Raw genomic sequence first — 15964 nt, 5'->3', positions numbered from 1 at the left:
CCTACATCACCTCCGAAATTGCGGCTAGAACTTCAGCTTCTGTTGGAATTTGGTCAAACTCGACTGTTTCTGCGGCTGAAACCGGCATGAATTTTGCGCCAAGACGCTTGATTTTCCCAGTAAAACCTGCTTCAATCAATTGCGCCAAAATCTCACCTGAAATACCTGAACGCGCCACTGCCTCAGTCAAAATCACGACTTTCCCTGTTTTTTTAGCAGAGGCAGCTAGCGTGTCAATGTCCAATGGTGAAATGGTGATGGGATCAACAATTTCAAGTGACACGTCGCATTTTTCAGCGATTGTTTTGGCAAGCTCGACCATGCGACCGAGTGCTATGACTGTTACATCATCACCACTTCTGACGACTTTTGCTTGTGCGAGTGGTACCGCGTATAGGCCATCTGGTACTTCTGACCTGACTTTATAGAGCGATTTGGGCTCAAATATCAAGACAGGATTGTCATTTTTAACCGCAGCAATCAAGACGCCTTTTGCATCATAAGCATTTGATGGCATGGCAACGATCAAGCCTGGGATATGGGCAAACCAATTTTCAAGGCTTTGCGAATGTTGTGCGCCTGCACCTGTCCCAGAACCACTTGCAGCACGGATGACCATGGGCACAGACTGCTTACCATTTGACAAAAAATGCAGTTTAGCAGCTTCATTGACTATCTGATCGACAGCGACCGTCAGAAAGTCAGAAAACTGAATCTCCAATATCGGGCGCTTACCAAGTAAGGCTGAGCCTGTCGCAACGCCGGTAATGGCAGCCTCAGAAATCGGTGTGTCAAGCACACGATCTGGAAAATCAGCAATCAGATCCTTAGTCGCACCAAAACCACCGCCGTAAGTTCCCACGTCTTCCCCCAAGATATACGCCTCGGGAATAGCCGAAAGAACTTGACGTAAACCGTCATTAACAGCTTCGAGATAAGTTTTTATCATCTGTAAACCGCCCTTCTGATGTCGTCTGGAAGGCTCGCTGCTTCGTCAGACAAGGCATTTTTTGCTTCTTTTATCAGGCGACTATAGATTTTTTCATCTAAAAGCGCAAGCTCTTCTGACGTGACATCATAGTCTGTCAGAAGGCTTTCACGCAATTTTTTGATTGGGTCTTCCCAGTTGAAAAACTCATCTGGCGTGCGGTATTGTTCACTGTCAGAACGCGAATGCCCCTTGAAGCGATAGGTCACAGCCTCGATCAGAACAGGACCATTGGCCAGATCTTGCCTTGCTTTTTCAAAAATATCATTGACTGCAAAAACGTCCTGACCATCAACTTTATAGGCCGTCATCTGATAGTTTTTGGCACGCTCAGAAATGCTGCCTGCAATCATGACAGAAGCATCGCTTGACATGGCGTACTGATTATTTTCCACCACAAAAACGATTGGCAATTGCCAGATGCTTGCGAGATTTAGACTTTCGTGAAAAGTGCCTTCATTTGTCGCACCATCTCCTGAAAAACAAACGACAATCTGCTCAGATTTATCCATTTTGAGCGCCTGTGCTAAGCCGAGTGCAATCGGGAAATTTCCCCCGACAATACCATTGCCACCAAAGTTGCCAACGGCTGGATCACTGATGTGCATAGATCCGCCGTGACCGCCGTTCGTACCTGTTTTCTTACCAAAAATCTCAGCAAACATTTGCGCAGTCTGCGTGCCTTTTGCAATAGCATGACCGTGATTTCGGTGGGTTGACAAGATCAAGTCTGACTGACTCAGTTGGGAGCAAATCGCAGTTGCAATGGCTTCTTGACCATTATATAAATGCGTCGTGCCGTGTAGATAGCCTTTTTTATTGCTATCATCGATGATATTTTCAAAATCACGAATCGTCATCATGGTTTGATACCAGTCGACTGCACGGCTTTTATCAATCTTTTGCATAATACCTTTCCTATTTTCTTTTTTTGTCATTGTAAAAAACATGTAACTCTATTATACGATAATTTGTCGCAAAATAGCGTTTCAGTCGTGTTAAATTTTATTTTCATAAAATGATGAAAAAAATAGAGACAAATCGTGCATTTTAGGGGCTTTTACGTTATAATAAAACTAAGTAAATCTAATAGAATGGCGACTATGGCAACTAATAAAAAACTAGAAAAAGTCTTTCGTGACCCTGTTCACAACTATATTCCTGTCAGTAATCAGACCATTTATGACTTGATTGCAACCAAAGAGTTCCAGCGTTTGCGCCGTATCAAGCAATTAGGCACGTCGAGTTATACTTTTCATGGCGCTGAACACAGCCGTTTTACACATTGTTTAGGTGTTTATCATATTGCCAAACAAATCACAGAAATGTTTACCAAAAATTATCCCGAGACTTGGCGGCCTGAGGAAAATCTAGTGACGCAGTGTGCGGCGCTCTTGCATGATGTTGGCCACGGTGCCTTTTCTCATACTTTTGAAGGCATTTTTGATACTGATCACGAGGCGATTACAGTCGCCATCATCACTGACGAGACTACCGAGGTCAATGCCGTTTTGCGTAAAGTTGCGCCTGATTTTCCAGAAAAGGTGGCGAGCGTCATCACACACGACTACGAAAACCAACAGGTGGTTCAGCTGATTTCTAGTCAGATTGACGCCGATCGGATGGATTATTTGCTGCGAGATTCTTACTATACTGGGGCAACATATGGCGAGTTTGATCTGACACGTATCATGCGGGTTATTACGCCTGTTGACAATGGCATTGCCTTCAAGATTCAGGGGATGCACGCAGTTGAGGACTATATCGTTAGCCGTTTCCAGATGTATATGCAGGTTTATTTTCATCCTGCCAGTCGTGCAATGGAAGTCTTGCTTCATCAGCTGCTAAAACGTGCCAAAGTCCTCTATCCGACGCAAAAAGACTATTTTGCCATGACAAGTCCGAGATTGATTCCTTTTTTTGAAAATCAATTTTCACTGAATGATTATCTTCAGCTTGACGATGGTGTCATGACCACTTATTTTCAAAATTGGCAGACGCATCCTGACGAGATTTTAGCTGATCTCAGTACGTCTTTTATCAATCGTAAACTGGCTAAATCCGTCAAATATGACCGTTCTGACGAGGCAGATTTGGCTATTTTGCGCGATATTATTGAAAAAATTGGATTTGATCCTGATTATTACACTGCTGTTCACTCAAACTTTGATCTGCCTTATGATCTCTATCGTCCTGAGCTTGAAAATTCACGGACTCAGATTGAAATCATGCAAAAAGATGGCTCATTGACCGAGTTATCCGAGTTGTCAAGCCTTGTCAAAGCACTGTCTGGCACGACGCATGGAGATAATCGTTTCTACTTCCCGCGCGAAATTTTAAAGGCTGACACCCTGTTCAAAAGTGAGCAGGAAGCCTTTACGAGCTATATCAACAATGACTATTTTCTAGGAAAAGCAGGTAAAAAATAAATGTCTATCAAACTTGTTGCCATCGATATTGACGGCACACTCGTCAATAACAACCGTGAAATCACACCTGAAGTGTTTGATGCTGTCCAAAAAGCAAAGGCCGCTGGCGTCAAGATCGTCATTGCCACTGGTCGACCGCTCCTAGGTGTGACGCCAATCTTAGCATCGCTCAACCTACTTGATGAAGGCGACTATCTTATCACTTATAACGGCGCTTTGGTGCAGGCGACTGCAAGTGGTGAAGCTTTTATCGACGAGCCGTTGACCTATGATGACTATCTGGATATTGAGATGGAGAGCCGCCGCATTGGTACGCCACTTCACTCGATCACCAGGTCTGCTGTCTACACGCATAACCGCGACATCAGTAAATACTCGGTCAACGAAGCCTATATCACGGGCCTTCCGCTCAAATATCGTAGCGCTGAGGAAATGAAAAAGCATGAAATCATCAAAATGATGTATATCGACGAGCCTGAAAAATTGGACGAGACGATTAAAAAACTGCCACAACGTTTTCTTGATAACTACACGATCGTCAAATCAACGCCGTTTTATCTCGAAATTTTAAACAAAAATGCCAGCAAAGGGCTTGCAGTTAAGCATCTGGCTGACAAGCTTGGCATCGCCTATGAAGAAACGATGGCGATTGGCGATGAAGAAAATGACCGCTCCATGCTTGAAGCAGTCGCAAATCCAGTCGTCATGGCAAATGGCAATCCTGAACTCAAAAAAATTGCCAAATATATTACCAAATCAAATGAAAAATCAGGCGTTGCGCATGCCATTAACGAATGGGTTTTGAACTAAGACTAAGAAAGGACATCTCAATGCCAAGAAAAAAAGTGATTAGTGAAGAAATGCTGCTAGACTATGGCTTTCAATATCTCAATACACACGGCTTTGATAAATTCACAGCACGTAATGTCGCAGCTGAATTTGACATCTCAACGCAGCCGATTTACGGTAGCTTTACCAACATGGAGAACTACAAACGTGCCGTCCTAAAACACGTGTTTCACTATATGTTTGATGTCAAGCTTGCTGAAAAACATGACGAGGATCCGCTGATTTCACTCGCCATTGCCTTCATCCGTTTTTCTGAGGAAAATCCAAACCTGTACCACGGTTTATTTGTTGATGGCTTTGCCCGCAACCATCTCATGTTTGATTATTCTTATAACAACTACAAAAAAGTTGTCGCAGATTCTAGCACCTATCGCAACTTAGACGAAGCGCGCATCGATGCCCTTCATATTCGGACTTGGATTATTGTAAACGGCATGGCTGCTTCAAGCATCGCAGGTATCCGTAGCTACACGGATGAGTATTTACATACCATATTCAAAGAAATTATCAGCTTTATCATTGACAATCCGAACCTGACACCGATTTCTAGATAGGAAAAAGACATCTCCCCGATGTCTTTTTTAGTCCTGTGAAAATCCCCATAATTTGCCAAGGGCGTCTGCCGAGCTGAAAAATTCTTCTGACAAAGGTGCCTGATTATCTGGTGTCTCCTTGCGAAGCTCACGTTCTTCTTTATTTCGCTCAATATCGCGCGCCGTTATAACGCCGTCATTACGCCAATTTCGCAGAATAGCACGGATATATGGCAAAGAAACTTTACGATTGAGCGCCGCCTCATGTAAAGCAAGCAAAATCAAATCAGCTTCAAATTTGTCGTCAGATAGCCATTTTTGTAGTTCTTCTATCGTCATTGGCGTCAAACCACCAGGCATTTCTGGCTCAAACGCTGCAATGAGGCGCGTGATGTCTGATTCTGACGTTTCGTCTTGGTCAACATTAGTTGTCTCAGCTTTATCTTCAGCTAAAATCCTATCTAACTTTGCAAATGCAGGACGCGTGTCAAAACGCATCTCACCTGTCACCTCATCAAACTCCGCAGATAACGTATCAGAGTTGGTCAGAAGGGCGATGGCTTGATTGACTTCTGACGTCGTACTTTTTAGAAAAGCAGCAATCTGGCTAGGTGCAAGGGACTCATTTTGATAAAAATAAAGCCAGATTGTGAAAGTCTCGCTACTTGGGAAAATAGCGAGTAAGTGCGTCAGAATGGCTTCTGGCAGCACAAGTTGTGTTTTATATTGGTCGTAAAAGTTCATAGCTTTATTATATCAAAAAAGCACCTAACGTGCTTAAAGATTGAAATATTCGTATTTTGCCAAATCACGTAAGTCATATGGTGTATCCTGATAAACCGCATAGTTCAGCCAATTCGAGAAAAAAAGGCTTGCCGCACTTGCCCAATTCATCTTGGGCTTTTGTGTAGAATCATCATTTGGATAATAATGATCAGGCACAATTTGCGCACCGAAAACTGATTTATCACGCTGATACTCAAAATCAAGCGTCATCCGATCGTATTCCAAATGGCCAAATGAATAGATTTCGCGCAAATTTTTCTTAACAGCAATAGACAAACCTGCCTTTTCACCGTAGGATAAAATTTCAAAATCATGTGGCAGTTCTGACGCATAGGTCTCAGTATTACGAGAATGCGGACTTACAAAGTCGTCATCAAAGCCACGAAATAAGACATGTTTTGGGTTTTCAACTGTCTGATGATAGACGCCCCAAAGTTTTTTGTCAAGCGCATGCTTTGGCGTGCCATAACGCGCGTAAAGACCCGCTTGTGCCCCCCAACAAATATGCAAAGTCGAGTAGACATGAGAGCGTGACCAGTCCAAAATATCGCTCAGCTCACCCCAGTAATCAACGGCTTCGAAAGCAAGATTTTCAACGGGTGCCCCTGTTACAATCATTCCGTCAAAATACTTGCCTTCTATTTCCGCAAATGACTTATAAAAGGTATCAAGGTGATTTTGTGTGATATTTTTAGACTTGTGACTCGCCATGTAGAGAAAATCCACATTCACCTGCAAAGGCGTATTCGATAAAAGCGCTAAAATCTGTGTTTCAGCCACCATTTTTCTCGGCATCAGATTCACGACAAGAATATTCATGGCACGAATATCTTGCTGATCCGCACGCGCCTCATCCATGACAAAGATATTATCTGCCTCAAGAATCTTGACTGCTGGCAGCTGATTATTAACTTTTACTGGCATTGCAATCCCCTTTTCAATCCGTTTTTACTATATCCTCTATTTTATCATGATTTATCATAGTTTTAAACTATGATAAACTTATAGTTAGATATAACAAAAAACTATATCACTCAGCATTTAACGCTAGGTATAAAGGAATCAGCGCATCAAAAGTTTCTAGGATATAACTTTCAGGATCTTTTTGCCAAATGTCAGAGGTTCTCGCAATCACGCGTCCAACTTCAAATTCCCCTTTTTTGACATCGTGCAAACGCCGAATCCCCGCGTCCAGCGCATCATTTTCCGCTAAAACGCTGAAATAATCAGACTTAGTGTGATCTAGTGAGTAGACAAAATCCGCAGGAAACTCGTGATGAGCAGCAAGTTTTTCTGCATAAAACTCACGACGTGGTGGATTATCAATGATTGACAGGTACATAAAGACGTAATCTGCCCAAATCCCTAGCTGTAGATGTGCCTGAGACTTGTAACCACGCTTACTGTCAGAGATGGCTGACCAAGTATTTTCAGGCGCATACTTGGTTCTACGGCGATGCTGGGCAATGTGGACAAAGGACTCGTGATGGCTTTCCTGCATCAAACGACGAGAGACTTCTGTCATGATATCCGCAAAAATCGGCTGAATATTGCTTCTAATAGCAGCCATTCGTGCGTCAAGTCCCGCAACCTCAAAAACGTCAAAACTCGCATCTGTAAATAGTTTCATCATTTTTTACCTTTATGCCTTGTAAACAATCTCGCCATCACAAATCGTGTATGCTATTTTGCCTAGCAAATTTTCGCCGATAAATGGTGTGTTGCTAGCTTTTGAAGCAAAGTCATCCTGAACTTCATAGCGGTTGTCTGCATCAAAAATCACCAGATCAGCTGGACCATTTTCAGCCAGATAACCAGTGTCAAAGCGGTAAAGCTGCGCAGGATTGATCGTCATCTTTTCAAGCAACGCCATGAGCGTCAGATGTCCCTGTGCAACCAAATGCGTGAGACCGAGTGATAACGATGTTTCAAGCCCCGTCATGCCTGATGGCGCTTTCGTAATTTCCTGATTTTTCTCATCGTGCGTGTGAGGCGCATGGTCCGTTGCGATGACGTCAATGGTACCGTCTTGCAAACCAGCGATGAGTTTTGTAATGTCAGACTCACGACGCAAGGGCGGATTTAGCTTGGCGTTTGTCCCGTGTGATAGGATAGCTGACTCGGTGATAGAAAAATGCTGCGGTGTCACTTCTGCTGTGATTTTTGCGCCTAATGCCTTAGCAAATCTGACAACATCTACCGACTGACCAGCCGACAAATGCTGAAAGTGGACGCGGGCTTGCGTATCAAGCGCTAGCATGGCATCACGTGCGACCATGCTATATTCTGACACCGTTGGTGCGCCAATGACACCACATTGATGCGAAATCTCGCCGTCATTGATGCCCAAAACACCTGTCAATTGTGGGTCTTCTTCATGAAGAGACAAAAGGACGTCATACTTAGCTGCCTCTTGCATGGCAAGGCGTACCTTGCCCGCATCGGTAAAGGGAATCCCATCGTCAGAAAAACCGACCGCACCAGCAGCTAAAAGGCCTGAAAAATCCGTCAGCGTCTGACCGTCAAATTTATCGGTAATGGTCGCAACCGTCTTGACATTGATGTTTTCATGTGAGGACGACGCTAGAACCTCCGACAAAGTCGAGATGTCAGAAACTGTTGGATTGGTATTTGCCATCATGACAACTGTGGTAAAGCCACCACGTGCCGCAGACAAGCTACCTGTATGAATATCCTCTTTGTGCGTCTGACCAGGTTCACGAAAATGCACATGGACATCAATCAAGCCTGGTGCTACAACCTTCCCCGTCGCATCAATCACTTCTACTTCAGGCGCAGTTGCAACATCAACCGCTAAATCCTGACCAATTTTGACAATTTTTGCGCCATCTATCAGAATATCTGCCACGTCATCAAACTTTGTTTTCGGGTCAATCACGCGACCATTTTTGATTAGTTTCATCTTTTGCTCCAATTTTCGATTTTCTATAAAAATAGTTTGACTAAAAAGCCAAACTTATTTTTATCAGTCCAACCATGTTGTCTGATTTGCTTTAAATTTTTTCAAAAGTTGCAATTCATCTGCGTCAACATAGCCGATGACTTTTGCAATCTCAATCAAATCTGAATAATTTGACAAGGTGATAAATGGTAAATTTGCTTTTTCAAAATTTTCAATGCCACGCGGTAATTCGTAAGTGAAAATCGCTGCAACACCAAGTACATCTGCTCCTTCACGGCGTGCTGCTTCAGCTGTCGCAATCACAGAACCACCCGTTGAAATCAAGTCTTCAATGATGACCATTTTTTGCCCTTTGGTAATGCGGCCTTCAATTTGATTGCCAGCACCGTGGTCCTTTGCTTTTGAACGGATGTAAACCATTGGCAGATCAAGAATATCAGCCACCCAAGCAGCATGAGGTACGCCACCGGTTGCGGCGCCAGCAATCACCTCAACGTCTGGAAATTCTGCACGGATGCGCTCAGCAAACCCTTTTGCGATACGTTTACGCACGTCAGGATACGAAATCGTGATTCGATTATCTGTATAGATTGGCGATTTGATACCACTTGCCCAGGTAAATGGCTCATTAGGCTGTAAAAAAACGGCTTTAATGTCTAATAAATCTTTCGCAATTTCACGTGATAAAGTTTCCATGTTAGTCTCACTTTCAAAGTTATAATTCCTATTTTATCATAATTTCAGCTGATTTCGCCTGATTCTTGAAAAAAATCTTTGGTTTTTTGAATCCCGTCAGATAGACTGACAAAACCTGTCAAACTTGTAATTTGCTTGAATTTACTAATATCAAGTACGGAAACGCGAACATCGGTCTGACGAGCTGACACGTAGTTAACAGCCGTTACCCCGACTTCTGACGTCACTCTTTCGAGGATTTCATTGACACTTGCGCCTTGACCAGTCCCTAGATTGTAGATCTGATTGTCAGCACCATTTGCCACAATATCAAGTATTCCTTGAATCGCATCATCAATGTAGATGAAATCACGGATATTTTCCCCGTCGCCATAGATCGTGATTGGCGCATGAGTAAGCGCCTGGTAGACGAGTTTCGTCACAAGCCCGAGCGCACCTTTTGGATTTTGACCGGGTCCATAAGGGTTTGACAGGCGGATGATGGCGTAATCTGTGTCTGTATTTTGCGTGGTAAAGGCAAGCGATCGCTCAATCATCAACTTTTGCTCACCATAAGTTGAAAGCGGCAACAATATGTCAGTTTCACTATGATGCTCAGCGGTATCTCCGCCATAAACAGCACCACCAGATGACAAGAAAATAATTTTTTTCACACCTTGACGGACTGCCGCCTCAAACATTAAGGTCGATGGCAAGACATTATTGGTGATTTCTGTCACGAGCGAGCGCGCTGTTGCTGGCGTTGAAGTCGTAACCAAGTGATAGAGCACATCAACCTGCTGCAAATGAAAATCAAACCCATAAGAAATATCAAAGTCCATCAAGCGCTGCTCAACATTGTCATACGTTGATAAAACCGCATCAAAATGCCGGTCAAAAACAATAATCTCATTTCCAACAACTTTTGCGAGTTGTGCGATGAGATTTTTTCCGATAAATCCTGATCCGCCTGTAATTGCTATTTTCATACATCCCTCACACTCAATGCATCAATCATAAGCTTAACCCCAGACTTCTGGATAGCTTTAGAAGTAATGGCAATGCCGTCACGGTTACGCATATCAATCTCGTACTCTGCGTCAAAAACAACAGGCTCCTCTGCCTTAACGTCAAAAATTTTCAAAGTCTTGAAATTATCCCCGCCAATTTTATTTTTGGCGTATGTCAAGAGTTTCAAGCCTTGTACATCCTCTGAAAGTCTAAAAACGAGATGCAGTTTGACGTGTCTGGCTTTTATTTTCAGTAATTCTGAAAATGGAAAACGTAGCCACTCATTTTCGGCTGAAATGGTCTCAAATGCCAATAATTCAGCATCACAAGGAATTGCCTGCCAAGCATAAGTGGGTAAAATCAGATCATAAGCGACTCCAGAATGACCAATCAACTTAGACATCTCATCATTATAAAAGTCTAGTAGTTCAAACTGATTCATATTTTGTACAATGAGTTCTGACTTGATCCAGAATTTTTGATAATAGAAATTCAACTCAGGAAAGCCGTCAGAAAGCATAGTCTGGAAAGTTTGCTTGTGTGCCTTCGCCCAAAAGCCATACCTATTGACCATGTGAAGAAAACGCGTCGGATGCACCATAAAATCAGAAATCTCTAGTCGATTGACACCATGCTTAACATCATCTCTTTTGACATAGAGATAGTGTCCTTCAAGTGCCACATAGAGTAGGCCCTGATCCGCAAAAAATTGAAAAGGTTCAGGGAGCAGATTTTTATTGACAATCGGCCTTGCTTCATTTAACTTTTCAACAATGCTGATAAAATATCCATAGTCAATCTGATTGTCTCGATATGCTGCCACATCAATCAAGATAACACCTGAATTGGTAAAACCACCTAACCGTTTTTGAGACCACGAAAAAGTTTCAGGCGGTGTCCAGTCGCCAAAATTTGCCGCATAATTGCCCTGTAAATCAATGCTGTAAATCGGCCAAATGTCATCAAAAAATAAAATATCCAAGTCAAAATAAATAATTCGTTCAACAGTTTCAGGCAGATAGTCAGCTACCAACATATGATAATAAGTCTGCTTAGGCCATCGTTCAATCCCGGTTTTATAGGCTTCAAGTGCACCAAATTCGTCATTTTTAATCTGAATATAAGTTATTTTTTGCTGATAAAAATCAGCGATTTTAGTTAGCGCATGAAGATGCTCATCTGACATGTTGTCAGTAAAAGCATAGATATGCACCTCAAAATTTTTATGCAGCTCATAGAAATTGGTCATAAAAACGGGCGCATACTCAAAATAATGATCATCACCTGTTATCAGAACATTAATTTTTTCTTTCATAGTCAACTTTCTTTTATCTCAATGTCAATGACATCTATTTTTGTACCAATTGTATTGATTGCTGCATTTGAAAAACCAATACCAGAATAATCTCGCCATCCAAAATTGATTTTAGCTTCAAAAGTTGTTGGTACATCTTTGACGACATCCAATTTTTGTAAGATTTGCACCTTGACACCATAGTAGCCCACGAGATTAAAGTCTTTGATTGACTCTGATGATTTAAACGTCAATTTTACAACATATTCTTTCGGTTTTTTAGCAAAAAATGGTGTGAAGTGAAAATTGATACGCCACAAGCGTTTTCCGGTCACCTCATAGCTTGCCAAATATTGTGAGGCAACACGGTTCCATGAAATTAGCGCATAAGGTATCTCAAATTCACGATGCGCAATACGTGGCGCTAGTGATTTGTTAAAATAATTGAGTGCATAACTTGCAGAAATTGCCTGCGTGATGACTAACGCCTCAAGCTTATAGTGGTGATAAGCCCAGTACAAATCAAGATAGGGACTACCAACCATATCACCTGGCTCAGACTTGTGCGGTTTCACATAAAGGTGATTAAAATGGACAATGGCAGCCTCTTGATAGCGATCCCGAAAGTTGCTATTTGACCAGTGAATAACGTCCGTATCTGCCATGATGCTAATTTGCGTCCGCAGTGCATCATTGATAAGCCCTTGATCAGCAAAAAATAGTCGACCTGAATTCCCCCCTTTTACTGTGTAATTGCCTTTTGCAACTAGCTCTGTATCGATATAGTTTTGGAAAAATGTAGCATCAAACTTATTTTTACGCATTTTTTTAACATTGATTAGCAAAACGCCAGCGTTTACTGGATTTCCCTTACGATATAAATCTCGCTCAGCCCAGTCACGCATATCAGGGATACTTGGCTCCAAATCTAGCCAACCAATCAAATATTTGTTTGTAAAATCAGCTTTATAAAAATCGGCGACTGAACGCAAAAACATCACATCCAAATCAACCTTCAATACCCGATCCACGTGGCTTGGCAGATATTTCCCAGCCAACAAGTAATAATACAGATGTTTGGGCCAACCGGCTAGACCTCCCGCATAGTCACCCATAAACTCAAACTCAAACTCAGGAATTTCGATAAAAACGAATTTCGCATGATATTTTTCAGCAATTTTCGTCAGAGCCTCCCGGTTTTTCTTAGAAATAAAGTCTGATAAGGCATATAAAGTCACATCAAAGTCTTTGTGCAACTCTAAAAAGTTGACAAAAAGCGTTGGTGCGTAAGCCAAATAGCCATCATCTGATGATAAAAGTAAATTAATTTCTTGCATTGCCAAATTCCTTCTCCACTGCAACTAACGCGGCATGAAAGACCATATCCATGTCGTAGTACTGATAATTTCCCAAACGACCACCCATGATGACATTGTCAACCTGATCTGCCTCATGCTTGTACTGACGGAAAAGCTCAGAGTTTTTATGGTCATTCACTGGATAATACGCTTCTTTCGTGCGATCCCAGTCCTGCGGGTATTCACGCGTCAAAATCGTCACATCATCATCACCTTTTTGGTCAAAATGGCGCCATTCCATGACACGTGTGAACGGCGTTTCAGCATCGGTATAGTTGATTACTGAGTTGCCTTGCGCATTATCTGTCGGCAGTGTTTCTGACTCAAACCGTACGCTACGATATTCTAGCTCACCAAATTTATAATCAAAAAATTGGTCAATCATGCCTGTGTAGACAATCCGCGGGAACTCTGATAGATACGCTTCTTTATCCGCAAAGAAGTCTGTGTCAAGCTGCACGTCAATCAAATCACTGTCAAGCATTTTATCAAAAATCGCTGTGTAACCATCGACCGGCACGCCTTGATAGCGGTGGTTGAAATAGTTATTATCATAGATAAAACGCGTTGGCAGGCGGCGAATGATAAAACTAGGTAACTCAGTCGCCTTGCGACCCCATTGTTTCTCAGTGTAACCCTTGATCAGTTTTTCGTAAATGTCTGTACCAATCAGCGAAATCGCCTGTTCTTCAAGGTTTTTTGGTGTGCCTGAAATGCCTGCAGCTTCACGCTGTTCTGCTATTTTCGCCTGTGCTTCAGCCGGCGTTTTCACACCCCACATTTGATAAAAGGTATTCATGTTAAATGGCAGATTATACAAATCACCTTTGTAGTTTGCGACAACCTGGTTGATATAGCCGTTAAACTCAGTAAATTGGTTGATATAGTCCCAGACAACTTTGTTATCCGTATGGAAAATGTGTGCACCGTAATCATGCACATTGATGCCATTTTCCTTGTGCGTATACATGTTACCCGCGATATGACTACGACGCTCAATAATCAAGCTACGTTTGCCACGGCTAGCCGCCTCATGCGCAAAAATAGCACCAAACGGCCCAGCACCAACGATCAGGTAGTCATAATTTTTTGTGTTGTGTTTCATCAGATAATCTTCCTTTTTCCTAGCTATTTTCTAGCAGTTCTATTTTTTCTAACCAAGTTTCCTCGGCTGTATCCTTTTCAGACGAAAGCTTGTCAAGGTCGGCTTGTAGCTCGCCAAGTTTGACAAAATCTTCTGACGAGGCAACCATTTCTCCGTGTAGAAGTTCGATTTCCGAGTCTAACTTTTGAACGCTTGCATCTAGCTCGTCAATCTCGCGTTGCAGTTTTCTGCGTACTTTTTGATCTGCCTTTGATGCTTGATAATCCACTTGATCACCTGACTGCGCTGCTGTATCTGAGCTATCATCACCTTCTGCTGCTAAAAGTGCTGCGATTTCAGCCTCCTCAGCCTTTTTCTCAAGATAATAATCATAATCACCCAGATAAAGTTTGCTGCCATGGGCAGATAATTCAAGGACTTTATCAGCAACTCTGTTGATAAAATAACGGTCATGACTAACGAAAAGCAAGGTACCCGCAAAATCAATCAGGGCATTTTCAAGTACCTCACGGCTATCAATGTCTAAGTGGTTAGTCGGCTCGTCTAGCACCAAAAAATTATCATGTTGCATAGATAATTTGGCTAAAAGTAATCGGGCTTTTTCACCACCCGATAGCATGCCAACTGATTTTTGAACATCATCTCCTGAAAATAGAAAGGCACCTAATCGGCTACGAATATCGACTTCAGGCGTGAGCCTATGATCATTCCAAAGCTCGTCTATGACCGTATTTGACGCTGTCAGATCGCGCTGTTCCTGATCATAGTAGCCTAATGTAACATTTGTGCCAAGCTTTACTGTGCCTGCAATCAAAGGAATCTGACCTGTAATTGACTTGATCAACGTTGACTTGCCAACACCATTTGGTCCGACAATGGCAATCGCATCATATTTTCGCGTGTCAAGATTGATTGGTTGCGATAACACTCCCTGATCATAGCCGACAGCTGCATTTTCAATCGTCAGCACTACATTTCCCGAGGTCACATCTGGTTCAAAAGTAAAATGTGCCGACTTTTCCTGAGCATCTGGCTGGTCAATTCTCTCGATTTTGTCAAGCTGTTTGCGGCGTGACTGTGCACGTTTGGTTGTTGAGGCCCGTGCAATATTTCGGTTGACAAAGTCTTCAAGGCTTGCAATTTCTTTTTGCTGCTTGTCATATTGCTTTGCCATACTGGCTAACTTTTCTGCTTTGAGCGCAATGTACTGGCTATAATTACCAGGATATTTTTCAAGTTTACCTCGTGATAACTCTAGCGTTTCAGTCGTTACCTTGTCCAAAAAATAGCGGTCATGGCTGACAATCAAAATCGCACCACGGTAATTTTTGAGATAGTTTTCAAGCCAAAGTAGCGTTTCTATATCTAAGTGATTGGTCGGCTCGTCAAGAATCAGAAACTGCGGATTTTCAAGCAAAATCTTGGCTAAAGCAAGCCTTGTTTTTTGCCCACCTGATAGACTTGCTACTTTTTGATGCCAAAACTGCGTTTCATCAAACTTAAAACCATTTAAGACATTTTTTATCTCAGACTCATAGGTAAAGCCCTTGTTCTGACGAAAGGTTTCCGTCAGTGCATCATAGCGTGTCATGAGTGAGGTCAGTGCATCACCTGTGACTTCTGCCATCTGCTCTTCCATCTGGCGTAGCATTTTTTCTTGCGCAATAACATCTGAAAATACACTCAGCATTTCATCATAAACAGTGCGCTCTGACGAAAAATTAGCGTCCTGCGCCAAGTAAGACAGGCTTAGATTTTTAGTTTTTGAAATGTCACCAGAACTTGCTGTTTCAACTTCTGCAATGATTTTGAGAAGCGTCGACTTCCCAGCACCATTTCGTCCGACAAGCGACACACGCGAGTTATCTTGGATCGTGAAATTTATTTTTTCAAATAAGACATCTGCACCAAATGTCCGTGAAATGTTATTTCCTTGTAGTAAAATCATAGCTTTATTTTAGCATAAAACAGCTATTTTTGCCACTATTTCCATCATTTTTGTTTGACAAATTC

Annotated in this window: 15 protein-coding genes; 3 read left to right on the top strand and 12 right to left on the bottom strand. The window is 42.3% G+C overall.

Features of this window, described 5'->3' with window-relative positions; all coding sequences use genetic code 11:
- Position 1 precedes the first annotated feature (1 nt).
- Together Hs20B_RS01840 and Hs20B_RS01835 are read right to left on the bottom strand one after the other, a co-directional pair.
- Positions 2–949, bottom strand: a complete 948-nt coding sequence (locus Hs20B_RS01840) for an alpha-ketoacid dehydrogenase subunit beta (protein WP_172354993.1) — start codon at positions 947–949, stop codon at positions 2–4.
- Positions 946–1896, bottom strand: a complete 951-nt coding sequence (locus tag Hs20B_RS01835; RefSeq protein ID WP_172354992.1) for a thiamine pyrophosphate-dependent dehydrogenase E1 component subunit alpha — start codon at positions 1894–1896, stop codon at positions 946–948. The genes Hs20B_RS01840 and Hs20B_RS01835 overlap by 4 nt, the downstream gene beginning before the upstream one ends.
- 195 nt (positions 1897–2091) lie before the next feature.
- Between Hs20B_RS01835 and Hs20B_RS01830 the strand changes: the two genes are divergently transcribed.
- The 3 genes from Hs20B_RS01830 to Hs20B_RS01820 are packed head-to-tail and all read left to right on the top strand — an operon-like array spanning position 2092 to position 4820.
- Positions 2092–3417, top strand: coding sequence for an HD domain-containing protein (locus Hs20B_RS01830; protein WP_228407427.1), 1326 nt, complete (start codon positions 2092–2094; stop codon positions 3415–3417).
- A complete protein-coding gene (gene yidA / locus Hs20B_RS01825; RefSeq protein ID WP_172354989.1) occupies positions 3418–4227 on the top strand; it encodes a sugar-phosphatase in 810 nt (269 codons plus the stop codon).
- A 20-nt stretch (positions 4228–4247) separates the two neighbouring features.
- On the top strand, positions 4248–4820 hold the full coding sequence (locus Hs20B_RS01820; protein ID WP_172354988.1) for a TetR/AcrR family transcriptional regulator: 573 nt from the start codon (positions 4248–4250) through the stop codon (positions 4818–4820).
- 27 nt (positions 4821–4847) lie between these two features.
- On the opposite strand, the gene Hs20B_RS01815 is transcribed toward Hs20B_RS01820, so the two are convergent.
- The 10 genes from Hs20B_RS01815 to Hs20B_RS01770 form a co-directional block, all read right to left on the bottom strand.
- Entirely contained in the window at positions 4848–5543 is a 696-nt protein-coding gene (locus Hs20B_RS01815) for a DnaD domain-containing protein (protein WP_172354986.1), read from the bottom strand.
- Between the two features lie 33 nt (positions 5544–5576).
- Complete coding sequence (locus Hs20B_RS01810) at positions 5577–6509, bottom strand: homoserine O-succinyltransferase (protein ID WP_172354985.1); 933 nt, start codon at positions 6507–6509, stop codon at positions 5577–5579.
- Between the two features lie 106 nt (positions 6510–6615).
- A complete protein-coding gene (locus tag Hs20B_RS01805) occupies positions 6616–7215 on the bottom strand; it encodes a DUF1054 family protein (protein ID WP_172355186.1) in 600 nt (199 codons plus the stop codon).
- Between the two features lie 12 nt (positions 7216–7227).
- Positions 7228–8508, bottom strand: a complete 1281-nt coding sequence (locus Hs20B_RS01800) for a dihydroorotase (RefSeq protein ID WP_172354983.1) — start codon at positions 8506–8508, stop codon at positions 7228–7230.
- Positions 8509–8571: 63 nt separating this feature from the next.
- A complete protein-coding gene (gene pyrE / locus Hs20B_RS01795) occupies positions 8572–9204 on the bottom strand; it encodes an orotate phosphoribosyltransferase (protein WP_172354981.1) in 633 nt (210 codons plus the stop codon).
- A 44-nt stretch (positions 9205–9248) separates the two neighbouring features.
- Positions 9249–10172: an NAD-dependent epimerase/dehydratase family protein gene (locus Hs20B_RS01790; protein ID WP_172354980.1), complete on the bottom strand. Its 924-nt coding sequence runs from the start codon at positions 10170–10172 to the stop codon at positions 9249–9251.
- The gene (locus Hs20B_RS01785; protein ID WP_172354978.1) at positions 10169–11509 is read right to left on the bottom strand and encodes a glycosyltransferase family 8 protein; all 1341 of its coding nucleotides are present in this window, start codon (positions 11507–11509) and stop codon (positions 10169–10171) included. Before Hs20B_RS01785 ends, Hs20B_RS01790 begins: the two co-directional genes overlap by 4 nt.
- A gap of 2 nt (positions 11510–11511) precedes the next feature.
- Positions 11512–12825 (bottom strand): glycosyltransferase family 8 protein, encoded by a 1314-nt coding sequence (locus Hs20B_RS01780; protein WP_172354976.1) that lies wholly within the window; start codon positions 12823–12825, stop codon positions 11512–11514.
- On the bottom strand, positions 12812–13951 hold the full coding sequence (gene glf, locus Hs20B_RS01775) for a UDP-galactopyranose mutase (RefSeq protein ID WP_172354974.1): 1140 nt from the start codon (positions 13949–13951) through the stop codon (positions 12812–12814). The genes Hs20B_RS01780 and glf overlap by 14 nt, the downstream gene beginning before the upstream one ends.
- 19 nt (positions 13952–13970) lie before the next feature.
- Positions 13971–15899 carry an ABC-F family ATP-binding cassette domain-containing protein gene (locus tag Hs20B_RS01770; RefSeq protein ID WP_172354972.1) on the bottom strand — a complete coding sequence of 643 codons (1929 nt, stop codon included), beginning with the start codon at positions 15897–15899 and terminating at the stop codon, positions 13971–13973.
- Between the last annotated feature and the right edge of the window lie 65 nt (positions 15900–15964).

It is taken from the genome of Pseudolactococcus insecticola, assembly GCF_011170065.1.
GTDB lineage: Bacteria > Bacillota > Bacilli > Lactobacillales > Streptococcaceae > Pseudolactococcus > Pseudolactococcus insecticola.
Note: the sequence above shows the minus strand (reverse complement) of the source record. Positions and strands in the feature narration are given on the sequence as shown.